The organism is Pseudomonas sp. B5(2017), from assembly GCF_002112825.1.
Lineage (GTDB): Bacteria > Pseudomonadota > Gammaproteobacteria > Pseudomonadales > Pseudomonadaceae > Aquipseudomonas > Aquipseudomonas putida_Z.
In genome coordinates this window covers 1-24,201 of sequence record NZ_NEIR01000012.1, presented here as the reverse complement: position 1 = coordinate 24,201, position 24,201 = coordinate 1, and the positions used below count along the sequence as shown (strand labels likewise).

18 protein-coding genes are annotated in these 24,201 nt (G+C 63.0%); 15 read left to right on the top strand and 3 right to left on the bottom strand.

Annotated features, from left to right (window positions below; genetic code table 11):
• Positions 1–2: 2 nt before the first annotated feature.
• The 10 genes from pilW to CAG00_RS18370 all read left to right on the top strand — a co-directional run bounded on the left by pilW (position 3) and on the right by CAG00_RS18370 (position 11,236).
• On the top strand, positions 3–764 hold the full coding sequence (pilW, locus tag CAG00_RS18415) for a type IV pilus biogenesis/stability protein PilW (protein ID WP_025337776.1): 762 nt from the start codon (positions 3–5) through the stop codon (positions 762–764).
• Positions 761–1,822 (top strand): RodZ domain-containing protein, encoded by a 1,062-nt coding sequence (locus tag CAG00_RS18410; RefSeq protein ID WP_085665010.1) that lies wholly within the window; start codon positions 761–763, stop codon positions 1,820–1,822. The genes pilW and CAG00_RS18410 overlap by 4 nt, the downstream gene beginning before the upstream one ends.
• Before the next feature lie 2 nt (positions 1,823–1,824).
• Positions 1,825–2,934 (top strand): flavodoxin-dependent (E)-4-hydroxy-3-methylbut-2-enyl-diphosphate synthase, encoded by a 1,110-nt coding sequence (gene ispG / locus CAG00_RS18405; protein ID WP_003257869.1) that lies wholly within the window; start codon positions 1,825–1,827, stop codon positions 2,932–2,934.
• Between the two features lie 25 nt (positions 2,935–2,959).
• Complete coding sequence (hisS, locus tag CAG00_RS18400; RefSeq protein WP_085665009.1) at positions 2,960–4,249, top strand: histidine--tRNA ligase; 1,290 nt, start codon at positions 2,960–2,962, stop codon at positions 4,247–4,249.
• Between the two features lie 39 nt (positions 4,250–4,288).
• Positions 4,289–4,927: a tetratricopeptide repeat protein gene (locus tag CAG00_RS18395; RefSeq protein WP_015269019.1), complete on the top strand. Its 639-nt coding sequence runs from the start codon at positions 4,289–4,291 to the stop codon at positions 4,925–4,927.
• Positions 4,928–6,070 (top strand): outer membrane protein assembly factor BamB, encoded by a 1,143-nt coding sequence (gene bamB / locus CAG00_RS18390; protein WP_025337779.1) that lies wholly within the window; start codon positions 4,928–4,930, stop codon positions 6,068–6,070.
• Positions 6,071–6,187: 117 nt separating this feature from the next.
• The gene (gene der, locus CAG00_RS18385; RefSeq protein ID WP_025337780.1) at positions 6,188–7,651 is read left to right on the top strand and encodes a ribosome biogenesis GTPase Der; all 1,464 of its coding nucleotides are present in this window, start codon (positions 6,188–6,190) and stop codon (positions 7,649–7,651) included.
• 311 nt (positions 7,652–7,962) lie between these two features.
• The gene (locus tag CAG00_RS18380) at positions 7,963–8,919 is read left to right on the top strand and encodes an RHS repeat-associated core domain-containing protein (protein WP_085665008.1); all 957 of its coding nucleotides are present in this window, start codon (positions 7,963–7,965) and stop codon (positions 8,917–8,919) included.
• Between the two features lie 389 nt (positions 8,920–9,308).
• The gene (locus CAG00_RS18375) at positions 9,309–10,457 is read left to right on the top strand and encodes a pyridoxal phosphate-dependent aminotransferase (RefSeq protein WP_085665007.1); all 1,149 of its coding nucleotides are present in this window, start codon (positions 9,309–9,311) and stop codon (positions 10,455–10,457) included.
• Positions 10,445–11,236 (top strand): amidohydrolase, encoded by a 792-nt coding sequence (locus tag CAG00_RS18370; RefSeq protein WP_023661352.1) that lies wholly within the window; start codon positions 10,445–10,447, stop codon positions 11,234–11,236. Before CAG00_RS18375 ends, CAG00_RS18370 begins: the two co-directional genes overlap by 13 nt.
• Positions 11,237–11,365: 129 nt before the next feature.
• Here CAG00_RS18370 and CAG00_RS18365 read toward each other — a convergent pair whose 3' ends face one another.
• Positions 11,366–13,921 (bottom strand): sulfite reductase flavoprotein subunit alpha, encoded by a 2,556-nt coding sequence (locus CAG00_RS18365; RefSeq protein WP_085665006.1) that lies wholly within the window; start codon positions 13,919–13,921, stop codon positions 11,366–11,368.
• Positions 13,922–14,175: 254 nt separating this feature from the next.
• Positions 14,176–16,449: a TonB-dependent siderophore receptor gene (locus CAG00_RS18360; RefSeq protein WP_085665005.1), complete on the bottom strand. Its 2,274-nt coding sequence runs from the start codon at positions 16,447–16,449 to the stop codon at positions 14,176–14,178.
• A 222-nt stretch (positions 16,450–16,671) separates the two neighbouring features.
• Here CAG00_RS18360 and CAG00_RS18355 point away from each other — a divergent pair, with 222 nt between their 5' ends.
• Positions 16,672–17,352 (top strand): Fe2+-dependent dioxygenase, encoded by a 681-nt coding sequence (locus tag CAG00_RS18355; RefSeq protein ID WP_075043838.1) that lies wholly within the window; start codon positions 16,672–16,674, stop codon positions 17,350–17,352.
• A 3-nt stretch (positions 17,353–17,355) separates the two neighbouring features.
• Complete coding sequence (locus CAG00_RS18350) at positions 17,356–18,105, top strand: tetratricopeptide repeat protein (RefSeq protein ID WP_085665004.1); 750 nt, start codon at positions 17,356–17,358, stop codon at positions 18,103–18,105.
• Between the two features lie 156 nt (positions 18,106–18,261).
• Here the strand turns inward: CAG00_RS18350 and CAG00_RS18345 are convergent, their stop codons facing one another.
• Positions 18,262–19,425, bottom strand: coding sequence for a type III PLP-dependent enzyme (locus tag CAG00_RS18345; protein ID WP_025337787.1), 1,164 nt, complete (start codon positions 19,423–19,425; stop codon positions 18,262–18,264).
• A gap of 494 nt (positions 19,426–19,919) precedes the next feature.
• Here CAG00_RS18345 and CAG00_RS18340 point away from each other — a divergent pair, with 494 nt between their 5' ends.
• The 3 genes from CAG00_RS18340 to CAG00_RS18330 all read left to right on the top strand — a co-directional run bounded on the left by CAG00_RS18340 (position 19,920) and on the right by CAG00_RS18330 (position 23,938).
• The gene (locus tag CAG00_RS18340) at positions 19,920–20,417 is read left to right on the top strand and encodes a sigma-70 family RNA polymerase sigma factor (protein WP_085665003.1); all 498 of its coding nucleotides are present in this window, start codon (positions 19,920–19,922) and stop codon (positions 20,415–20,417) included.
• Positions 20,418–20,437: 20 nt separating this feature from the next.
• Positions 20,438–21,400 carry a FecR family protein gene (locus CAG00_RS18335; RefSeq protein WP_061551932.1) on the top strand — a complete coding sequence of 321 codons (963 nt, stop codon included), beginning with the start codon at positions 20,438–20,440 and terminating at the stop codon, positions 21,398–21,400.
• 108 nt (positions 21,401–21,508) lie between these two features.
• Positions 21,509–23,938, top strand: coding sequence for a TonB-dependent siderophore receptor (locus CAG00_RS18330; protein WP_085665002.1), 2,430 nt, complete (start codon positions 21,509–21,511; stop codon positions 23,936–23,938).
• Positions 23,939–24,201 lie beyond the last annotated feature (263 nt).

Genomic DNA, 24,201 nt, shown 5'->3' with positions numbered 1-24,201 from the left:
CCATGAGCCTGCGCGCCGCGCTGTCGATCCTTGCGCTTTCGCTGCTGGCCGGCTGCGTGTCGGGCGGCGCGAGCGACCCCCTGGCCAGCCGCCAGGGCAGGGCAGAGGCGGGGCGGGCCTATGTGCAGCTTGGGCTAGGTTATTTGCAACAGGGTTTGACTGAGCAGGCCAAGGCGCCGCTGGGCAAGGCCCTGGCCCTGGATGGCGGTGATGCCGACGCGCACGCCGCCCTGGCGCTGGTCTTCCAGGCCGAAGGCGAGCCGGCGCTGGCCGAAACGCACTTTCGCAAGGCGCTGCAGGCACGCACGGGCGACACGCGAATTCGCAACAATTACGGCAGTTTCCTTTATGCTCAGGGCCGATTTGCCGAGGCCGAGCAGATGTTTCGCCTGGCCAGCGCCGATACCCTGTATCCTGAGCGCTCACGCGTTTACGAAAACCTGGGCCTGACCGCTCTGAAGCTCGAGCGCCGCGACCAGGCGCATGCGTATCTGCTGAAAGCTTTGCAACTCAACCAGCGGCAACCGAAAGCGTTGCTGGAAATGGCTGAGTTGTCCTACGAAAACAGGCATTATGTGCCGGCCCGGGACTACTACGATCGTTTCAGCCAGTTGAGCGACCACGATGCCCGTAGCCTGCTGCTGGGCAGCCGCCTTGCCAGGGTATTCGACGAGCAGGGCACACTGGCCGAGCTGGGCCAGCAATTACAACGACTTTATCCCGGTACGCCGGAATATCAGCAATACCTGTCGGAGCAACGATGAAAGCCGCGCATCCCGAAGTAGCAGTAGCGCCTGGCCAGAACCCCGGTGAGCTTTTGCGTCAGGCCCGTGAGAACCGGGACTGGTCACAAGCCGAGGTGGCCCGCAAGCTCAACCTCACTGTCAGTTCGTTGAACCACGTGGAAACCGGCGCCTTCGACAAGCTGCCGGGGCATACCTTCGCCCGTGGTTATATCCGCGCCTATGCCAAGCTTATGGACCTGGACCAGGCTGCCCTGGTGGAGGCCTTCGACCGTTACACCGGCACCCACGCCAAAGGCAGCGACGTGCACTCGCTGGGCCGTATCGAAGAGCCGGTGCGCCTGTCTCACAATATCCTGCGCGGCGTCAGCCTGCTGCTGCTGGTGGCCGTGGTCGGTGGCGGCTTCGTCTGGTGGCAGGACCAGGGCAGCCTGCGTGGCAAGGACCTGGCCAAGATCGCCCTGGAGCACGTCGAAGTCGAAAGCGCCGACGGTACCACCCAGATTCACCCGCTCGATGAGCCTGAAGACCAGGCTGTTTCCGCTGGGCAGCAGCCCGAGAGCGCGCCGCTGCCGCTGGAGCAGGGCGTTGCCGAGCAGCCTGCCGCCGCCGAACAGGCACCGGCAAGCCCGGCACCTGCCGCTACTGCTACCGCTGCCGCAGTGCCGGCACCGGCCCAGCAGGCGCCTGTGCCACCGGTCGCCAGCGCCTCTGCTGCCGCGCCTGCGCCGGTAGCACCGGTTGCCCCGGCTCCGGCCCCGGCGGCTGTTGCACCTGCTACGCCGGTAGCGTCCGTGGCCGTTGCCGAGCCTGCCGCCCCCGCCGCAGTGCCGGCTGGCAGCGCCAAGGTCGCCATCCAGTTCGTCGCCGATTGCTGGACCCAGGTCACCGACGGCAACGGCAAGGTGCTGTTCAGCGCCATCAAGCGCAAGGGGGACAACCTCGAGCTGACCGGCAAGCCGCCGTTCTCGGTACGCCTGGGCTTTGCCCGTGGCGCCCAGGTCAGCTACAACGGCCAGGCCGTCGATGTTGCCCCGTTCACCAGTGGCGAGACCGCTCGCCTGAAGTTGGGACAGTAATCATGCACGGCGAATCTCCGATCAAACGTCGCGAATCCCGCAAAATCTGGGTCGGCAATGTGCCGGTGGGTGGTGATGCCCCCATCGCGGTGCAGAGCATGACCAACACCGACACCAACGATGTGGCTGCCACCGTGGCGCAAATCCAGCGCCTGGTCGATGCCGGCGTGGACATCGTGCGCGTCTCGGTGCCGGACATGGACGCCGCCGAGGCGTTCGGCCGCATCAAGCAGCAGGTCAGCGTGCCGCTGGTCGCCGACATTCACTTCGACTACAAGATCGCCCTGCGCGTGGCCGAACTGGGCGTTGACTGCCTGCGTATCAACCCGGGCAACATCGGCCGTGAAGACCGTGTGCGCGCGGTGGTCGATGCCGCCCGCGACCGGGGCATCCCGATCCGTATCGGCGTCAACGCCGGCTCGCTGGAAAAGGACCTGCAGAAGAAGTACGGCGAACCGACCCCGGCAGCGCTGGTCGAGTCGGCCCTGCGCCACGTCGAGCACCTCGACCGCCTGGACTTCCAGGACTTCAAGGTCAGCGTCAAAGCCTCCGATGTGTTCATGGCCGTCGAAGCCTACCGCCTGCTGGCCAAGCAGATCGTGCAGCCGCTGCACCTGGGCATCACCGAAGCCGGTGGCCTGCGTTCGGGGACGGTGAAATCCGCTGTCGGCCTCGGTATGCTGCTGGCCGAAGGCATTGGCGATACCATCCGTATCTCGCTGGCGGCCGACCCGGTCGAAGAAGTGAAAGTCGGCTACGACATCCTCAAGTCGCTGCACCTGCGCTCGCGAGGCATCAACTTCATCGCCTGCCCGAGCTGCTCGCGGCAGAACTTCGATGTGGTCAAGACCATGAACGAGCTGGAAGGGCGCCTGGAAGACCTGCTGGTGCCGCTGGACGTGGCGGTAATCGGTTGCGTGGTCAACGGCCCGGGCGAAGCCAAGGAGGCCCATGTGGGGCTGACCGGCGGCACGCCGAACCTGATCTACATCGACGGCAAGCCGGCGCAGAAGCTGACCAACGACAACCTGGTCGATGAGCTGGAAAAACTCATCCGCCAGAAAGCGGCCGAAAAGGCCGAAGCCGACGCGGCGCTGATCGTCCGTGGCTGACACACAGAATTCGTAAGGACTTTTCGTGAGCAAATCGCTGCAAGCCATCCGTGGCATGAACGACATCCTGCCAGAACAGTCGCCGCTGTGGCGCTACTTCGAAGGCACCGTGGCCGGCCTGCTGGACACCTACGGGTACAGCCAGATCCGCACGCCGATCGTCGAGTTCACCGAGCTGTTCAAGCGCTCCATCGGTGAAGTGACCGACATCGTCGAAAAAGAGATGTACACCTTCGAGGACCGCAACGGCGATTCGCTGACCCTGCGCCCCGAAGGCACTGCCGCCTGCGTGCGTGCCGTGCTCGAGCATGGCATCACCGGCAACGGCCAGGTGCAGAAACTGTGGTACATCGGCCAGATGTTCCGCCACGAGCGCCCGCAGAAGGGCCGCTACCGCCAGTTCCACCAGATTGGCGTGGAAGTGTTCAACCTGGACGGCCCGGACATCGACGCCGAGCTGATCATGCTGACCTGGCGCCTGTGGGGCCTGCTGGGCATCCAGGACGCAGTCAAGCTGGAGCTCAACAGCCTGGGCACCAGCGAAGCCCGTGCACGCTACCGTGATGCGCTGGTCGAGTTCCTCTCGGCGCGCCTGGAGCAACTGGACGAAGACAGCCAGCGCCGCCTGAAGAGCAACCCGCTGCGCATCCTCGACAGCAAGGACCAGAACACCCAGGCGGTGCTGGTCGGCGCGCCGAAGCTGGAAGACTACCTGGACGAAGAGTCGCGCGTGCACTTCGAGGGCCTCAAGGCCCGCCTGGACGCTGCCGGCATTCCGTTCGTGATCAACACCAAGCTGGTGCGTGGCCTGGACTACTACAGCAAGACCGTGTTCGAGTGGGTTACCGACAAGCTCGGCGCCCAGGGCACCGTCTGCGCCGGCGGCCGTTACGACGGCCTGGTCGAACAGATGGGCGGCAAGCCGACCCCGGGCGTCGGTTTCGCCATGGGCATCGAGCGCCTGATCCTGCTGCTGGAAACCCTGGGCAAGGTGCCCGAGTCCATCAGCCGCCAGATCGACGTCTACCTGTGCGCCTTTGGCGAACAGGCGGAACTGGCCGGCCTGCGCCTGTCCGAAGGCCTGCGCGACCGCCTGCCGGGCCTGCGCCTGGCAGTCAACGCCGGCGGTGGCAGCTTCAAGAGCCAGTTCAAGAAAGCCGACAAGAGCGGCGCGCTGTTCGCCCTGATCCTCGGTGACGACGAACTGGTCAAGCAAGAGATCGGCTTCAAGCCCCTGCGTGGTCAGGGCGAACAACAGAACATTGCCTGGGATGCTCTGGCTGAGCACCTGGAAACCGCGATCGCGCAGGCGTAACGCGGTTCAACAAGCGAATAGGCGAAAAGGAGTATTGGGGTGTCGAGTACCGATGATGAACTGGCAGGGGTCAAGGACTGGTGGAACCGCAACGGCAAGCCGCTGCTGACCGGTGCCCTGCTGGCTGGCGTGGTGGTGTTGGGCTGGAATACCTGGCACAAGTACCAGAACAATCAGTCGCAAGGTGCCTCGCAGCTGTACCAGGCCTTGCTGGAGACCAGCCTGACGCCGACTGGCCAGCCTGACGCGACCAAGGTCGCGGAACTGGCCGGCAAGCTCAAGAGCGAGTTCGGCGGTACCGCCTACGCCCAGTACGGCAGCCTGTTCGTGGCCAAGGTCGCGGTCGAGACCGGCAAGCTCGATGACGCTGCTGCCGAGTTGAAGAGCGTGCTGGACAAGCCGGCCGATGCCACCCTGGGCGAAATTTCGCGTCAGCGCCTGGCTCGTGTGCTGGCCGCCCAGAACAAGGCCGAGGACGCCCTCAAGCTGCTCGACGGCGACGCCGACAAAGCCTTCCTGGCCAGCCGCGAAGAGTTGAAAGGTGACCTGCTGGTGCAACTGGGTCGCGCCGACGACGCGCACAGCGCTTACGAGAAAGCCAAGGCTGCGTTGTCCGATGAGGCGGCGGTCGGTGGCCTGCAATTGAAGCTGGATGACTTGGCCAAAGGGGACGCGTAAGTGATCGGTTGGAAACATGCAGCAGTGCTGACCCTGGCCGTACTGGCCGCAGGTTGCAGCAGCAACAGCAAGAAGGAACTGCCTCCGGCCGAGCTGACCAAGTTCACCGAGGAAGTGGTGCTGAAGAAGCAGTGGAGCCGTTCGATCGGTGACGGCCAGGGCGAGACCTACAACACCCTGGTACCTGCCATCGAGAACGACCGTATCTACGCCTCCGACGTCAACGGCGAAGTCTTCGCCCTCGACCGCATCACCGGCGACGTGGTGTGGAAGAAGGACCTCGAGCTGCCGGTATCCGGCGCTGTAGGCGTGGGCTACGGCCTGGTCATGATCGGTACCCTCAAGGGTGAAGTCATCGCCCTGGACTCCAGCACCGGTGAGGAGCGCTGGCGCTCCCGCGTGACCAGCGAAGTGCTGGCCCCGCCTGCCAATAACGGTGAGGTGGTGGTGGTGCAGACCCAGGACGATCGCCTGATCGGCCTGGATGCCGCCACTGGTGACCGTCGCTGGATCTACGAAAACACCCCGGCCGTGCTGACCCTGCGTGGCACCGGCGCGCCGATCGCCACCAACCGCCTGGCCGTCGCCGGCCTGTCCACCGGCAAGGTGGTGGCGGTGGACATCAACAACGGCGTGCCGGTGTGGGAAAGCCGTGTGGCAATCCCGCAGGGCCGTTCCGAGTTGGACCGCGTGGTCGATATCGACGGCGGCCTGCTGCTGTCGGGTGGTACCCTGTACGTCAGCACCTACCAGGGCCGCGTCGCGGGCCTGGACCTGGAAAGCGGCCGTGTGCTGTGGCAGCGTGATGCCTCCAGCTACGTGGGTGTCGCCCAGGGCTACGGTAACGTCTATGTCAGCGAAGCTTCCGGTACTGTCGAAAGCGTCGACGAGCGCTCGTCCAGCGCTCTGTGGACCAACGACACCATGGCTCGCCGCCAGCTGACCGCGCCTGAAGTGTTCTCCAGCTACGTGGCGGTGGGCGACTTCGAGGGTTACCTGCACCTGCTGAGCCAGGTCGATGGCCGCTTCGTCGGCCGTGAGCGTATCGACAGTGATGGCCTGCGTGCCCGCCCACTTGTGGTCGGCGACACCATCTACGTCTTCGGCAACAGCGGCAAGCTCGAGGCACTGACCATCCGCTGAAGCTATGCTTGAAGCCTTGGCGGGCTTCAAGCCGCGGCGTAGGACACGCCGCCCGAACTCCGGCCGCTGCCTTGCAGCGGCCTTTGCATTTTCAAGAATTCAAGAGTGGAGAGCCGAATGGTTCCCGTAATCGCCCTGGTGGGCCGCCCGAACGTCGGCAAATCCACCATGTTCAACCGCCTGACCAAGACCCGCGATGCCATCGTCGGTGACCTGTCGGGCCTGACCCGTGACCGCCAGTATGGTGATGCCAGCTGGCAGGGTCGCTCCTTCATCCTGATCGACACCGGCGGTATCACCGGTGACGAAGTGGGCATGGACGAGAAGATGGCCGAGCAGTCGCTCATGGCCATCGAAGAAGCCGACTATGTGCTGTTCCTGGTCGATGCCCGTGCCGGCATGACCGCTGCCGACCAGATGATCGCCGAGCACCTGCGCAAGCGGAACAAGGAAGCGATCCTGGTTGCCAACAAGATCGACAACATCGATGCCGATGTGGCACGCGCCGAGTTCTCGCCGCTGGGCATGGGCAACGCCATCCCGGTGGCCGGCTCCCAGGGCCGCGGCATCAACGCGCTGATGGAGGCCGTGCTCGGCCACCTGCCACGCGACCAGGTCGAGGAAGCGCTGGACGCCGAAGTCGCCGAAGGCGAGGAAGCGGTGCGCATCCCGGGCCCGAGCGAGAAGGATGGCATCAAGATCGCCATCATCGGCCGCCCCAACGTCGGCAAGTCGACCCTGGTCAACCGCATGCTCGGCGAAGAGCGCGTGGTGGTGTACGACCAGCCGGGCACCACCCGCGACAGTATCTACATCCCGTTCGAGCGCGATGACGAGAAGTACACCTTCATCGACACCGCCGGCGTGCGCAAGCGCGGCAAGATCCACGAGGAAGTCGAGAAGTTCTCGGTGGTGAAGACGCTGCAGGCGATCAAGGACGCCAACGTGGTGATCTTCGTCATGGACGCCCGCGAAGGCGTGGTGGACCACGACCTGAACCTGCTGGGCTTCGCCCTGGAAGCCGGCCGTGCCATCGTCATCGCCCTGAACAAGTGGGACGGCATGGAGCCGGGCGAGCGTGACTACGTGAAGACCGAGCTGGAGCGCCGGCTGTTCTTCGTCGATTTCGCCGACATCCACTTCATCTCCGCCCTGCACGGCACCGGCGTGGGCCACCTGTACAAGTCGGTGCAGGCCGCGTTCAAGTCGGCGGTAACCCGCTGGCCGACCAGCCGCCTGACGCAGATCCTCGAAGATGCCGTGAGCGAGCACCAGCCGCCGCTGGTCAACGGCCGCCGCATCAAGCTGCGCTATGCCCACCTTGGTGGTGCCAACCCGCCGCTGATCGTGATCCACGGCAACCAGACCGACAAGATTCCGAAGTCGTACTCGCGTTACCTGGAGAACACCTACCGCCGCGTGCTGAAGCTGGTCGGTACGCCGATCCGCATCGAGTACAAGGGCGGTGAGAACCCGTACGAGGGCAAGAAGAACACCCTCACCGACCGCCAGGTCAACAAGAAGCGCCGCCTGATGTCGCACCACAAGAAGGCCGAGAAGAAGCGCCGCGACAAGCGCTGATTCCGCGTCGTCTTCTTCGCGGGTGAACCCGATCCTACAGGACCCACAGTTTTCGAAATCTGTGCAGGACCTGTGGGAGCGGGTTTACCCGCGAAGGGGCCCTCGATCCAGCATAACTTCCACTATTGGTTCAACCTTCCCCTGACTGCTCGATTCGCTACGTTCGAGTTCTAGTTCGATTGTCTCACCCTGCCCATAAGTAGGTGCTGCTACTCGGTCCTACCTAGTAATAATGCTAGTTGTACGTTGCTGTAAGCTTTGAAAGACTTGTGCCTAATCGAGTTGTCTGTCAGCGGCGGGGATCTATATCTATGGGGCTTCAGCGTAAAACTGTGAGTCTGTTTTATTGTGACGGTGATATACATGCGCGCCTTCGTGATCAAGACAGTCGAACCGTGTTTCGAGGGGGGGAGCAAGCATTAGCTGAATGGACTGGCAGTGCTGTACAAAATGTCAGCTTATTGTCGGTCAATAAATCCGGCTCCGTGAATGGCGTGGGGCATCAGGGGAGGTGGGAGAGGTTTGATTATACTGCTTATGGCCATTGTTCTTCCCTTTCGGCGGGCCGTTCCCTGCTAGGGTTCAATGGTGAGTATTACGATAATTTAATTCAGGGATACATGCTGGGGAATGGCTACAGATTTTTTAATCGCATGAGATTTAATTCTCCAGACAGTTTTGCACCTTTTAAGGTATTGAACGCATATGGGTATTGCGACGGGGACCCTATAAATTACACCGACTCGAGTGGTCATCTAGGGGAGTCTTTAAAACCCTTGCTCAAACCGGCAGGGTATAAGGAATCCAAGAAATTTATGAGGGAGATGGATGACCTGGCGTCATCGTTGAAGGCGAAGATCGATAATCTGGATTATTCTCCGGGTATGGGCAAACGCAAAGCTTCTAAGCTAAAAAAGCACTTTACTCATTTTTTGCAATCCACGGAAGATTCAACGAATTCCCACATGTCGAGATTGGCGCAGCTCAAACTAAATAGCCCCCAAGGCTATTGGCGTGCAAGTGAGAAAGTCGATTTTCCTTCGGTGCTGGGGCGTCTTGGTCAAGCGTTTAAGTTCTTCGGTACTGCAGCTAATTTCGTGTTCTATCAAATGCAGTTGCCGGGCCCGCCAAGGCCAAAGTTATCCCGTAGTCAGTCCTATAAAGGGGCGCTCACTGGTGGCGAAACATTCAACGGGGCCTTGCGCAGCACGCGCTCGCTGGATAGGTTAAATTTAACTGCTGAGGCTTTTACGATTCGTGCAGAGTAAAATGTTTGTCAAAGTAATCGGAGTAAAATGTAGCGTTGCGGCAGACCCGCCTCTTAGTATCTTTAATTCGATACGCCACAAAAAAGTAGTGAGCGACCATGGGACAGAAATTAAGCGAGCGCTGGTCGAGGCAGCGCTCGAATTTTGCGGGTTATCAATGAGCATCCGAGCTTGCTTCTACGCTGTATGATCGTCGCGCACGCACTTTTCGCGCTAGGCTACGAAGCGGGGTTTCTTGATAAGCCCATATAGCGGGATCCAAGCCCGCACCGACAACAGCCTTTGATCCAGCGCAAATCCCCCTATTGTTTCAACCTTTTTCCTGACCGCTCGATCCGCTATGCTCGGACTCCACCCCGTGCCGGATACACCCCAGGAAAGAGGGCTCCATGATCCGCAGCAAACTGCCGAATGTCGGCACGACCATCTTCACCACCATGTCCCAGCTCGCCGTGCAGACCGGCGCGCTCAACCTGTCGCAAGGCTTCCCCGACTTCAATGGCCCGCAGGCGCTGCTCGATGCAGTCGGCCGGCATGTGGCCGCCGGGCATAACCAGTATTCGCCGATGACCGGCCTGCCGGCCCTGCGCCAGCAGGTGGCGGCCAAGGTGGCGCGGCTGTATGGCGTGCAGGTGGATGCCGACCAGGAAGTGACCATCACCCCTGGAGCCACCGAGGCGATCTTCTGCGCCATCCAGGCAGTAGTGCATGCCGGTGACGAGGTAATCGTCTTCGACCCCTGCTACGACAGCTACGAGCCGTCCGTGGAACTGGCCGGTGGGCGCTGCGTGCATGTACAGCTGAGCGACGGCGATTTCCGCATCGACTGGCAGAAGTTCAGCGATGCCCTCAGCCCGCGCACGCGCATGGTGATCCTCAATTCACCGCACAACCCCAGCGGTGCGCTGATTACCCGGGAAGACCTCGACCAATTGGCCCGGCTTATCGCTGACCGCGATATCTACCTGGTCAGCGATGAAGTGTATGAACACCTGGTCTACGACGGCGTGCGCCATGCCAGTGTGTTGGCCCACGAGCAACTGTACCAACGCGCCTTCGTGGTCAGCTCGTTCGGCAAGACCTACCACGTCACTGGCTGGAAGACCGGTTACGTGATCGCCCCGCCGGCGCTGAGCGCCGAGCTGCGCAAGGTACACCAGTACGTCAACTTCTGCGGGGTGACCCCGCTGCAGTGCGCCCTGGCCGATTTCATGGCCGAGCACCCCGAGCATATCGAGGAACTGCCGGCCTTCTACCAGGCCAAGCGTGACCTGTTCTGCGGCTTGCTGGAAGGCTCGCGTTTCCGCTTTACCCGCACGGCGGGCACCTATTTCCAGCTTGTGGACTATTCGCAGATCCGCCCGGACCTGAACGATGTCGACATGTCGCTGTGGCTGACCCGTGAGCACGGCGTGGCGACCATCCCGGTGTCGGTGTTCTACCAGCAACCCATCCCCGAGCAACGCCTGGTTCGCCTGTGCTTTGCCAAACGAGAGGAGACGCTGCGTCAGGCAGCGGAAAAACTATGCGCGATCTGAGTACACTGCCGAACCTGAAAGTCGCCCTGGTGCAGACCACCCTGGCCTGGCACGACCGTGAGGCCAACTATGCGCACTTCGAGGTGCTGCTGGAGCAGGTGGGCGAGGTGGACCTGGTGATCCTGCCGGAAATGTTCACTACCGGTTTTTCCATGCAATCGGAAAGCCTGTGCGAGCCGGAAAACGGCCCGACCTACAAATGGCTGAAGGCCCAGGCGAAGAAGTACAACACGGTAATTACCGGCAGCGTGATCATCCAGGCCGCCGATGGCAGCCACCGCAACCGCCTGCTGTGGGCCCGGCCGGATGGCGAGATCCTGCACTACGACAAGCGCCACCTGTTCCGCATGGCCGGTGAGCACAAGCATTACACCCCGGGCGAGCGCCAGGTGCAGTTCGAGCTCAAGGGCTGGCGGATCCGCCCGCTGATCTGCTACGACCTGCGCTTCCCGGTGTGGAGCCGTGATGCCCAGGACACCGACCTGTTGCTATACACCGCCAACTGGCCGGCTGCGCGCCGCCAGCACTGGAACCGCCTGTTGCCAGCGCGGGGTATCGAGAACCTGTGCTATGTGGCGGCGGTGAACCGGGTGGGCACCGACGGCAAGGGCTTTGCCTACTCTGGTGACAGCCAAGTGCTGGACTTCCAGGGCGAGAGCCTGCTCAGTGCCGGGGAGGCCGACGGGGTGTTCACCGCGGTGTTGAGCGCGGCGGAGCTGGCGGCCTACCGGACCAAGTTCCCGGCCAACCTGGATGCTGACACCTTCGAGCTGCACTGACAGTCTGTACCGACCTCTTCGCGGGTAAACCCGCTCCCACAGGTACCGCACAGTATTCAAAATCTGTGAGGACTCTGTGGGAGCGGGTTTACCCGCGAAGAGGCCGGTGCTGGTTACATCAGTTTCCGATCAGTACACATCCCGCCGATACCGCCCATCCTCGATCAGCTGCTGCACAACCGCTTCCCCGAGGATGCCGTTGAGCGCCGCATCCACCCCGGCAGCCATGCCTTGCAGGCTGCCACATACATACACACAGGCACCATCCGCGATCCAGCGCTTGAACTCTTCAGCCTGCTGCAGCAACACATCCTGCACATACACCTTGTCGGCCTGATCCCGCGAAAATGCGAGGTCCAGGCGTGCCAGGTCGCCTTTGTCCAGCCAGCCTTGCAGCTCGTTGCCGCACAGCAGGTCATGCGCCCGGTTACGCTCGCCGAACAGCAGCCAGTTGCGCTGCTCGCCAGCATTCACCCGCGCGCGGAGCAGGCTGCGCAGGCCGGCCAGGCCGGTGCCGTTGCCAATCAACACCTGCGGTGCAGCCGTTTCCGGCAGGTGGAAGCTGCTGTTGCGCCGCAAACGCAGGCTCAGCGTACCGTCAAGCGGCAGGTATTCGGTCAGCCAGCCGGAACCCAGGCCCAGGTTGCCATCGGCATGGCGCTCCTGGCGCACGATCAGCTCCAGCACGCCATCGCTGGCGATCGAGGCAATCGAGTACTCGCGGCTGCCGATCGGCACCAGTGCGTCGACCAGTGCTTGCGGCTGTAGGCCGACCAGGTGATCGCGACGGGTCGGCAACTGGCGGCCGGCCAGGGCCTGGGCGAGGGTTTCGTCCAGGCCATTCACTTGCACCTTGGCCCCGGCGTCCAGCGCCATGCCATCGAGGAAGGCGTCGATCCTCGGCTGGCCGTTGAGCGGCAGGATCTCCACCAGGTCGCCGGCTTCCCAGCTGGCGGGCTGTTCCGGTCGCAGGCCCAGCAGGTACACCGGCTGGCCCTGGCTGCCCGGGTTGAGCAGTTCGCGGCGCACCAGCGACCAGTTGCCGAAGCTCGGCGGCTGCCAGGCGGCCACTGGCTGGGCGCCGGTCAGTTGCGCCAGTTCCTGCTGCCACTGCTGCAGCGCGGCCTGGTCGGCGTTGTCCACTTCCACCGGGCTGAACGCACTGCTGGCACCGCGTTCACCCAGCCATGCCTGCAGGCGGCGGGCGAAGCCGCAGAAGTGCGGATACTGGCGGTCACCGAGGGCGAGCAGGGCATAGCTGAGGTTGTTCAGCGCCCAAGGCTGGCCGAGCACCTTGCGCTCGAAGGCGCGGGCGCTGTCGGGGGCTTCGCCGTCGCCGAAGGTGCTGACCACGAACAGTGCACGGCGGGCCTGGCGCAGGTCGCTTTCACCCAGTTCTGCCAGGGCGCGTACCTGCACGGGCAGGCCGGCGGCCTGAAGCTGCCCGGCGCTCTGCCAGGCCAGTTGTTCGGCAAGCCCGCTCTGGCTGGCAAAGCCGATCAGCCAGCTGTCGCCGCTGGTGGTGTTGCTGGTGACGTTGCCACGGGCGGCACGTACCTGGCGCTTCTTGCGACGGCGGTCGAGGTACAGCAGCCAGCCGGTGACGAAGAACAGCGGCATGGTCAGGCTGGCGATGGTGACGATGATGCGCCCCGGCAGGCCGAAGTATTCGCCCACGTGCAGGGCGTACACGCTCTGCAGCAACTGGGCCTTGAAGGACTTGTCGGTGTAGCGGTCATGCCTTTTCACCTGTCCGCTGGCCGGGTCCAGTACCAGGGTGTTGAAGGCACGTGGGTGGTCGGCGTTGTCCAGCAGGTAGAACAGGTTGGCCGGCTGGCCGCCTACCGGTGGCAGGCGCAGGTTGTACATGGCCAGGCCCGGGCCGGCAGCGTCCTTGAGGTTGGCCCAGATTGCGTCGTAGTCGACCACCAGCGGCGGGGCGTTCTTGTCGATCTTCTGCGGCCCGTGGCGGCCCCGGCCTTCGCCGCGCTTTTGCTGCTGGCCGGCGGCCGGCGCGTCGGCCAGCAGCTTGTTCAGGCCCTCGCGGTACCACTCGTAGGACCAGAACAGCCCGGTCAGGGCGAACAGCAGGTAGAACAGCAGGCACCAGGTGCCGGCCACCGCGTGCAGGTCCCAGTTGAAGGCGCGGCCTTTCTTGGCCCAGTCGAAGGTCAGCCAGGTGCGCCAGTCCAGCGCCTTGCGCGGCCAGCGCAGGTACAGGCCGGAGAGGCAGAAGAACACCAGCATCAGGGTGCAGGCACCGGTGATCTGCCGGCCGCTGTCGCCCATGGCCAGGAAGCGGTGCAGGTTGAGCATGAGGTTGAAGAAGCCTTGCCCGGCCACTTCTCCCTTGAGTTCGCCGGTGTACGGGTCGGCATAGCGCAACTGGCCACGGCGCTCGCCTGGTGGGGGGGTGAAGAAGACGCGTGCGGCGTTGCCTTCGCGTACATCGACCCACAGCATCGCCACCTTGTCGTGCTGCTGGGCCTCGACCCGCTGGACCAGTTCGGCCGGGGGCAGCACGCCCTCCGGGCGCACCTGGACCTTCAGGACATCGGCATTCAGCGCGCGCAGCAGTTCTTCCTGAAACGAGTACAAGGCCCCGGTGATACCCATCAAGGCCAGCACCAGGCCAGCGGTGATGCCAAAGAACCAGTGCAATTGGAACAGCGTCTTCTTCACCACATGATCACCTTGTGTTTCTGCCGCACACTGCGCGGCGTGCATTATGCCTTGATACGCAAAAGCCCCGCTCACGGGAATGAACGGGGCGGGGGCTTCTTTTGGTGGTCTCCTGTACTGGCCTCTTCGCGGGCTTGCCCGCTCCCACAGGAACTGCACAGCACTTGAACCCTGTGGAGTACCTGTGGGAGCGGGCAAGCCCGCGAAGAGGCCGTTACAGGAGCAGCCTATCCGAGCAGATCAACCCCATCCCGGCATCAGAAGTGGAAGCTGGTGGTCAACAGCGCAGTCCGCCCGGCGGCCTGGTTGGCATAGTGCCCACTGTAGGCCTTGTCGTAGTAGACCTCGTTGGTGAGGTTCTGCACGTTCAACTGCAGGTCGACGTGCTTGGTCAGCTTGTAGCTGGCCATGGCGTCGTAGCGCCAGTACGAGTCGACCATCACGCTGTTGGTGGTGTTGCCGAACACTTCATCGACGTAGAAGGCACCACCACCAATGGTCAGCTTCGGCGTGACGTTGTAGGTGGTCCACAGGGTCAGGCTGTTGTTCGGTGTGTTAGGCAGCTGGTTGCCATCGTTGTAACCATCGATGAACACCGTGCCGACCCGCTGCGCGCCGCCGTCGACTAGCTTGGCATCCAGGTAGGTGTAGCCAGCGAATACTTGCCACGCGTCGGTCAGCTTGCCGCTGGCGCTGAGCTCCAGGCCATCGACACGGGTCTTGCCGATGTTCTGGTATGTGTTGTTATCCACCAGTACACGAGCGTCTTCCTTCTCGGTGCGGAAAATGGCCGCGGTCAACGCCAGGCGTTCGTCGAGCAGATCCCACTTGGTACCGATTTCGTAGTTGGTGGTTTTTTCCGGTTTCAGCTCGCTGGTGGTGGTGGCCGTGACCAGCGCGTTGCCGTCGGAACCTTCGCCGAGCGAGGCGCCAGGCGGGGTGGCGGAGGTGGCATAGGACACATAGATGCTGCCGTTCTCGGCAGGCTTCCAGGTCAGGCCCAGTTGGCCAGTGACGAACTCACTGGTGTCTTCGGTCTTGAAGCTGGTAGAACCGTTGGCCGCTTTGGTCTTGACCTTGGTGTCGAAGTGGTCGTAACGCAGGCCCATGGTCAGCAACCAGGCCGGGTCGAGCTCCAGCGTGTCGGTGAAGTAGATGGCGCGCGTGTTGCCAGAAGTATCGGCACCGGCTTCGGTGCGGCTGATGGTGCCGTCCCACTCTTCATGCGGATTGGGGTTCGGGAACGAGGTACAGACACCGGAGATCTGGCCTGTTGCGCTCGAGCAGCTGCCAGCGCCGAAACCGGTGACGTCATAGCCCGATTTCACCGATGTTTCCCGGCTGAGTTCGATACCGGTGGAGAAGCTGTTCTTCATGCCACCAACGTAGAAATCGCCATACAGGTCGGTCTGGTTGGTGGTCGTGCGGGTGTTGGCGACACGGTTGTTCGGGCGACGCCAGACTTCACCGTTGAGGATGTTGCCTTTGCTGTCGTCTGGCTGGCTGTAGATGTAGTCCTGCAGCGTGTTGCCATGGCGCAAGGTGTTCTTGATGGTCAGCGAGTCGCTCAGGTCGTGCTCGATGCTGATGGTCGAGATATCTGCACGGCTCTTGGAGAAATCGCGACCGACCAGGCCGTAGTAGTTGCTGCTGCTGCCACCGCCGTGGGTCGGTTTGTCCGGGTTGGCCGAGGTGCGAGCGGCCGAGCTGCCGGAGCGCAGGCTGTAGGGAATTCCCGAATCCGGCAGGTCGTCGCTTTCCACGTGGTAGTAGTCAAGGCTCACGCGGGTATCGGTGCCCAGACCGAACACCAGCGAAGGTGCCACGCCCCAGCGGTCGTAGTTGACCTCATCGCGGCCGGCGACGTTGCTTTTGTGGGTCATCAGGTTCAGGCGGCCAGCGACGCTGTCGCTGAACTGATAGTTGCCATCCAGGGTGTAGCGCTGGGTCTGATCGCTGCCCCAGGTCCAGGCGCCGTCGAGCGAATTGCCCAGGTGCGCACGCTTGCTGACCATGTTGATGGTGCCACCGGCAGCGCCGCGGCCAGCGATCGAGGAGTTCGGGCCCTTGGCCACTTCCACCGACTCGATGGCGAAAATTTCGCGGGTTTGCGAACCGGTATCGCGCACGCCGTCCAGGTACATCGAGCTTTGGCTGTCGAAGCCGCGAATGAATGGGCGATCGCCGGAGGGGTTGCCACCTTCGCCGGCACCCATGGTGATGCCTGGCACAGTGCGCAGTGCATCCTGCAGGGTCAGGGCGCTGGTGTCCTTGATCACTTGCTGCGGGATCACGGTGATCGAGCGCGGGGTATCTACCAGCGGCGCGGTGTACTTCTGCGAAGAGGCCTTGTCGACCTTGTAATCGGTGTTGGCCTGTTCAGCCTTGCCGTTGACGCTGGTGGCGTCGAGGGTGATAGCGCTGCTGGCGGCCGGGTCGGCGGCATAGGCCGACGAAGCGCTGAGGGCGACGCCGATGGCAGACACGATCAGGCGTGGTGAACTCACTGCAGATGGTACGTACTGGCGCATTGCTAAGGACCTTCCCCAAGGTGTTAAGGCCGCGGATCTTAATGTAAGCAATTGTGACTCACAATTGAGAGTCGTTACCATTCGTGAAGAATTTACAATCTTTACAATTTGCCTTTACGGTTTCATCAAGCTGAAACGTCTTAAGCGGCGAATGGGGCTTGTGAAGCGCAAAAGGGAATCAATATCATTGGCGCCTTTACATTTTCCAACGGTGCTGCCGCCATGCTGCTTCACATCCCCGGCCTGTTTCACGCCGATGAACTGGCCCGTATCCGCGAGGCGCTGGAGCAGGCCGACTGGGCCGACGGCAAGATCACGGCTGGCTACCAGTCGGCCAAGGCCAAGCACAACCTGCAGTTGCCGGAAGGCCACCCGCTGGCCAAGGAGATCGGCAGTGCGCTGATCGACCGCCTGTGGCAGACCCCGCGCTTCATGTCTGCAGCCTTGCCGCACAAGGTGTTCCCGCCGCTGATCAACTGCTACCGCGAAGGCGGCAATTTCGGCTTCCACATCGACAACGCCCTGCGCCAGCCCAAGGGCAGCCCGGAGCGGGTGCGCACCGACCTGTCTTCCACGCTGTTCCTCAGCGATCCGGACAGCTACGACGGCGGCGAGCTGGTGATCCAGGACACCTATGGCGTGCAGCAGGTCAAGCTGGCCGCCGGTGACCTGGTGCTGTACCCCGGCACCAGCCTGCACAAGGTCAACCCGGTTACCCGTGGCCAGCGTTACGCCGCGTTTTTCTGGACCCAGAGCCTGGTGCGCGAGGACAGCCAGCGGGCGTTGCTGTTCGAGATGGACAATGCCATCCAGCAACTGACTGCCGATGTGCCGGACCATCCATCACTGCTACAGCTGACCGGCACCTACCACAACCTGCTGCGCCGCTGGGCCGAGGTCTGAGCCGTGTCCTATCAGTTGCGGCGTGAGGAAGTGGTGGATGTGGCCGGTTTGCAGGCCATGCTGGAAGAAAGCCCTGGCAAGGCCGCCCAGGCGATCCTGGCGGCGGCCGGGCAGGGCGCGGTGGAGGCACAGTTGCTGCTGGGGCAGATCCTGCTCGACGGGCGCGGCATTCAGGCGGATGCCGCCGTGGCCAGGCGCTGGTTCGGCATCGCCGCGCAGGGCGGCAGTGCCATGGCGCACAACATGCTGGGGCGTTGCCTGGAGCATGGCTGGGGCGGTGAGCCAAGCCAGGCACAGGCGGCCATCCACTATGCGCGAGCGGCCGATGCCGGGCTGGACTGGGGGCTGTACAACCTGGGCAACCTGCTGGCCACCGGGCGCGGCATACCGGCCAACCAGGCGCAGGCGCTGATGTGCTACGAGAAGGCCGCGCACATGGGGCATGCCAAGTCGATGAACCTGTACGGGCGTTACCTGGAGCAAGGCATCGCCACGGCACCCAACCCGGCACGGGCGGTGCGCTGGTATAGGCGTTCGGCCGAGGCAGGGGACTTTCGAGGCATGTTCAGCCTGGGGCTGGTGCTGGTCGAGCGTGGGCAGGTGGCGGAAGCCGGGCCCTGGCTGGAGCGGGCGCGGGTCGAGGGGAACATGAATTTCCTGCGCAGTGCGCTGGCGACCTTGCAGGGGGCGGGGCCGGTGTTGATGGCCTTTGCGGCGCGGTATGCCGAGGAGATCGAACGGCGCGAAGCTTGAGGCCGTCTGTGCTGGCCCTTTCGCGGGTGAACCCGCTCCCACAGGTACTGCGCTGGGCCTGAAGTGAGCGCCGCACCTGTGGGAGCGGGCTTGCCCGCGAAGAGGCCGGTACAGGAAAGCACAAATGAAAACGGGGCCTTGCGGCCCCGTCTTGCGTTACAGGTAGTAAGCCTTCAGCGGCGGGAAGCCGTTGAATTCCACTGCGCTGTAGCTGGTGGTGTAGGCACCGGTCGACAGCCAGTACAGGCGGTCGCCGATGGCCAGGTTCAGCGGCAGGCCGTACTTGTAGTTTTCGTACATGATGTCGGCGCTGTCGCAGGTCGGGCCGGCGATGACCACTTCTTCGGCCTCGCCTTTCTTCTCGGTCCAGATCGGGAACTTGATGGCTTCGTCCATGGTTTCGATCAGGCCGGAGAACTTGCCCACGTCGGTGTAGATCCAGCGCTCGACGGCGGTGCGCGACTTGCGTGCAACCAGGACCACTTCGCTGACCAGGATACCGGCGTTGGCAATCAGCGAACGGCCCGGCTCGAGGATGATTTCCGGCAGGTCGTCACCGAAGTCTTCCTTCAGGAAGCGGATGATCTCTTCGGCGTAGGTTTCCAGGCTGTTGGTCCGGGTGATGTAGTTGGCCGGGAAGCCGCCACCCATGTTGATCAGCTTCAGCTCGATGCCGTCTTCTTCCTTCAGGCGCTCGAAGATCACCTTGACCTTGGCGATGGCAGCATCCCACACGCTGATGTCGCGCTGCTGCGAGCCGACATGGAAGGAAATGCCGTAAGGCACCAGGCCCAGGTCGCGGGCGAGGATCAGCAGGTCCATGGCCATGTCGGTCTGGCAACCGAATTTACGCGACAGCGGCCAGTCGGCAGTGGTCGAGCCTTCGGTGAGAATACGTACGTACACTTTAGAACCCGGTGCGGCCTTGGCGATGTTGCGCAGGTCGGCTTCCGAGTCGGTGGCATACAGGCGCACGCCCTTCTCGTAGAAGTAGCGGATGTCCTTGGACTTCTTGATGGTGTTGCCGTAGCTGATACGGTCGGCGCTGACGCCGCGGCCCAGCACCTTGTCCAGCTCGTAGATCGAGGCGATGTCGAAGCTCGAACCTTTCTCTTTGAGCAGGTCGATGATTTCCACGGCCGGGTTGGCCTTGACCGCGTAGTACACCTTGGCGAATTCGAAACCAGCACGCAGGTCGTCGTAAGCCTGGCTGATCATCTGGGTGTCGATAAGTACGAACGGGGTTTCCTGCTTGTCGGCGAACGCCTTCATTTTCTGGAAGGTGTCACGCGCGAAATAGTCTTCGACCTGGATCGACATGCTCAGGGACTCCATGGGCAAACTGAAAATTTAAGTGGCTGCAAACTGAACGTCCTCCGTATCCCCACTTTGGTTCGCCTACTCAGTACTTGAGCCGGATGGATCGTTTCCAGCATGGACGTTCGGCGCGCACTTTAGGGCGTGAAGAATGCAGAATCAACAGGCAATCCGGGCGTGATCGACGCGGATCGACGACCTGCCATTTGAATAACCGACCCATGTGACCGGCTGATGTTCCCCGGAGTGTTTCAAGCGTAAAAAATAGTGGAATGGAGCGCGTTGGTTCCTTCGCGGGCACGCCCGCTCCCACAGGCATCTCGCGGTTCCTGTGGGAGCGGGCGAGCCCGCGAAAGGGCCTCAGGTGTTCATATTTATGGCCACATTTCCCTGGCACCGCCGTGCATGAAAAAGACGATAAATTTTTTGTTACCGACTGGCGGAATTGCCGTGTTTGATGAGAAACATTACTATTCGCACCCTTGTCTGCCTCCCTGATGACCCCGACCGTGTCCGGACCCAAAGGCTTCCTCGACCACTACCATGAGCTGATCGGCACCTGGACGCGCAAGTTGCGCAGTCGACAGCAGGCCGAGGACCTCACCCACGATGCCTTTGTCCGGGTACTGGAAAACCCGCGCGAGCAGGTCGAGCAGCCACGCGCCTACCTGCACCAGACTGCACGCAATATTGCCGTGGATGGTTTCCGGCGCGAGGACCGCCGCCAGGCCCTGGAGCTGGAAGCCTTCGACGAAAGCGTGGCCGCCAGTGGCGACCCCGAGGCCTACGTGCATGCGCTGGAGCTGGCCGACAGTGTCGAGCGGGCGCTGGCCGAACTGCCGCTCAATTGCCGGCAGGTGTTCATCTGGCAGAAGCTCGAAGGCCTGACCCAGGCCGAGATTGCCGAGCGCATGGGGTTGAGCAAGAACATGGTCGAAAAGTATATGATCCGCACGCTCCGGCATCTGCGTGAGCACCTGGATGTGTCGGCATGATGAGTCAGGAGACCTTTTCGATGAAACAGCACGGTACCGATACCGTCCGCGAGCAGGCGGCCGCGTGGTTCGCCCGGGTGCAGGATGCGCCTCGCGATGCCGGGCTGCAGGCGCAGCTGCACGCCTGGCTGGAAGGCGATGCACGGCACCGTGATGAGTACCAGCAGCTCGCCCGCCTGTGGCAGGCCACCGACTTCATCCCGCGCCAGCGCCTGGAAGCGCTGTGCCAGCCGGCACCGGTACGCCAGTTGCCACGTCGGCGCTTCGTGCGCCAGGCCTTGGCCGCCAGCGTGGCCGCACTGGCGTTGGGCCTGGGCTGGGGCGGCTGGCACTACCAGCAACTGAATCACCAGGGCAGCTTGCAGACTGCCTTCAACGAACGCCGCCAGGTCGAACTGCCGGATGGTTCGCACCTTGAACTCAACGGCAGCACGCAAGTGCAGGTCGCTTTCAGCGCCGGCCAGCGGCATGTCCGGCTGATGGCGGGTGAGGTGATGTTCACCGTCGCCCACGACAGTGGCAGGCCGTTCGTGGTCGACACCGCCCAGGGCAGCGTGACTGTCACCGGTACCCGTTTCGACGTACGCCTGGACCCGGCCAGCACCCGCGTGGCGGTGGAGCAGGGCTCGGTGCGTGTGCAGGGCAAGGGCGCCTCGCTGGCGCAGCTCACGGCGGGCCAGGGCTCGCATATAGATGCACAAGGCCAGGTGGCGGCGCCCTATGCGGTGAATACCGGCGCCCTGACTGCCTGGCGCCAAGGCAGGCTGGTGTTCGACAACGCCACCCTGGCCGAGGTGGTGGCCGAGGCCTCGCGTTACCGCAGCCAGCCGCTGCGGGTCGCCCCCGGTAAAGTCGCCCAGCTGCGGCTGTCCAGCACCTTCAGCACCGACGACACCGACGCGCTGCTGCGTGCCTTGCCGAGCATCCTGCCGGTGGCCATCAAGGCCCATGAAGATGGCTCGCGCGAAATAATCGCGAAATAGATTCAGGTTTTTTTCCGCTCGTTCGTCTTCCCCGCCAGCTGCAACTGCCAAGCATTTCCATTTGCATGCGGTTGGCGTTTATTCCGTATTCCAGGAAGTTTCGACGACGTGAACAACAACAAGCCCTTCCCACGCTTCCGCGCCCTGGCGCTGGCCCTGGCGGTCAGTGCCGTGGCCGTCAACAGCCAGGCCGCAGAGGCCGGCAGCACCATCCAGATCCAGGCCCAACCCTTGGCTTCGGCGCTGAACCAGCTGGGCCAGCAGACCAACCTGCAGCTGTTCTTCAGCCCCGAGCTGGTGGCCGGCAAGCAGGCCCCGGCGGTGTCCGGCCAGCTCGCGCCCGAGCAGGCGCTGCAGCAGTTGCTGCAAGGCAGCGGCCTGACCTACGAGATGTCCCAGGGCACCGTGGTGGTCAAGCCGGCCCAGGCCGATGGCACCCTCACCACCGGCAGCCTGGAGCTGGCGCCCACCGACATCAAGGTGGTGGGTGACTGGCTGGGCGATGCCCAGCAGAGCGTGGTGCAGAACCACCCTGGCGCGCGCACCGTGGTACGCCGCGAGGCGATGGTGGAGAAGGGCGCAATGAACGTGCGCGACGTGCTGCGCGGCATCCCGGGCGTGCAGGTGCAGGACTCCAACGGCACCGGCGGCAGCGACCTGTCGCTGAACGTGGGTGTTCGCGGCCTGACTTCGCGCCTGTCGCCACGCTCCACGGTGCTGATCGACGGCATCCCGGCCGCCTTCGCGCCCTATGGCCAGCCGCAGCTGTCGATGGCACCGATTTCCTCGGGCAACCTCGACAGCATCGACGTGGTGCGTGGCGCCGGTTCCGTGCGTTATGGCCCGCAGAACGTCGGCGGGGTGATCAACTTCGTTACCCGGGCTATCCCGGAGAAGGCCTCGGCCGAGCTGTCCACCACCCTGGAAACCTCCCAGCATGGCGGCTGGAAACACACCGAGTCGGCCTTCGTCGGCGGCACGGCGGACAACGGCATGGGCGTGGCGCTGCTGTACACCGGGGTGAATGGCAACGGCTACCGTGAAAGCAACAACGGCAACGACATCGACGACGTCATCCTCAAGACCCACTGGGCGCCGACCGACGTTGACGAGTTCTGGCTCAACTTCCACTACTACGACGGCCGCGCCGACATGCCCGGCGGCCTGACCCAGGCGCAATACGACAGCAACCCGTACCAGTCGCTGCGCGACTACGACTACTTCGCCGGCCGGCGCAAGGACGTGTCGTTCAAGTGGCAGCGCCAGCTCGACGACGCCACCCAGTTCGAAGTGCTGACCTACTACACCGACAGCTTCCGCGGCAGCGCCATTGCCTCGCGCGACATGAAGACCCTGTCGTCGTACCCGCGCAACTACCATACCTTTGCCATCGAACCGCGGCTGTCGCGGATCTTCTTCGCCGGCCCGACCACCCAGGAAGTCAGCGTGGGCTACCGCTACCTGAAGGAAGCGATGCGTGAGCAGTCGACCCGCCTGGCGCTGATCGACAACGTGCCGACGCCGACCCCGACCTCCGACGGCCATGTGTTCCAGGACCGCAGCGGTGGTACCGAGGCCAGCGCCTACTACATCGACGACAAGATCGACGTGGGTAACTGGACCATCACCCCAGGTATCCGCTTCGAGCATATCAACACCGACTGGCGCGACCGCCCGGTGCTCGGTGCCAACGGCCAGCCGGTGCCGGAGAAGAAACGCAGCATCACCAGCAACGAGCCACTGCCGGCGCTGAGCGTGATGTACCACATCTCCGATGCGTGGAAGGTGTTCGCCAACTACGAGACCTCTTTCGGCAGCCTGCAGTACTTCCAGTTGGGCCAGGGTGGTACTGGCAACAGCACGGCCAATGGCCTGGAGCCGGAAAAGGCCAAGACCTACGAGATTGGTACCCGCTATGACAATGGTGGCTTTGCCGGTGAGCTGACGGCGTTCTACATCGACTTCGATGACGAACTGCAGTACATCAGCAACGACGTGGGCTGGACCAACCTCGGCGCGACCAAGCACCAGGGTATCGAGGCCTCGGTGCGCTATGACCTGGACGGGCTGGACCCGCGCCTGGAAGGGTTGTCGGTGAGCGGTGGCTACACCTATACCCGCGCTACTTATGAAGGGGACATTCCTGGCTTCGAGGGCCGTGACCTGCCGTTCTATTCACGCCAGGTGGCCACTGCCGGGGTGCGTTACGCGGTCAACCACTGGACCTGGAACCTGGATGCCTACGCCCAATCCAAGCAGCGCGCTCCGGGTACCGGGATCAATGCCGATGGCAGCTTCAACGGCGACTACATCACCGAGCCGAGTGCGGATGGGCAGTACGGTGATATTCCGGGTTACGTGACCTGGCATGCCCGTGGCGGGTATGAGTTCGGGCCCCAGATGTCCAACCTGAAGCTGGCGGCGGGGGTGAAGAACCTGTTCGACAAGCAGTACTTCACCCGCTCCAGCGACAACAATGCCGGCATCTATGTGGGTGAGCCGCGGACCTTCTATGTGCAGGCCAGTGTAGGGTTCTGACATCGCGTCGCCTGCTTCGCGGGTGAACCCGCTCCCACAGGTACCGCGCAGGTCTTTAGCCTTGCATCGACCCTGTGGGAGCGGGTTTACCCGCGAAGAGGCCGGCACAGGCAATCCATTACTTGGTTTTTGAGCCGAGATTGCCGGGGCCGCTTTGCGGCCCATCGCGACACAAGGCCGCTCCTATGTATGGACTCGCCCACACTGTCTAGCTGCTTTTGAACATAGGAACCCGGTTGCATCTATGTATCAGGCCTGTTCGA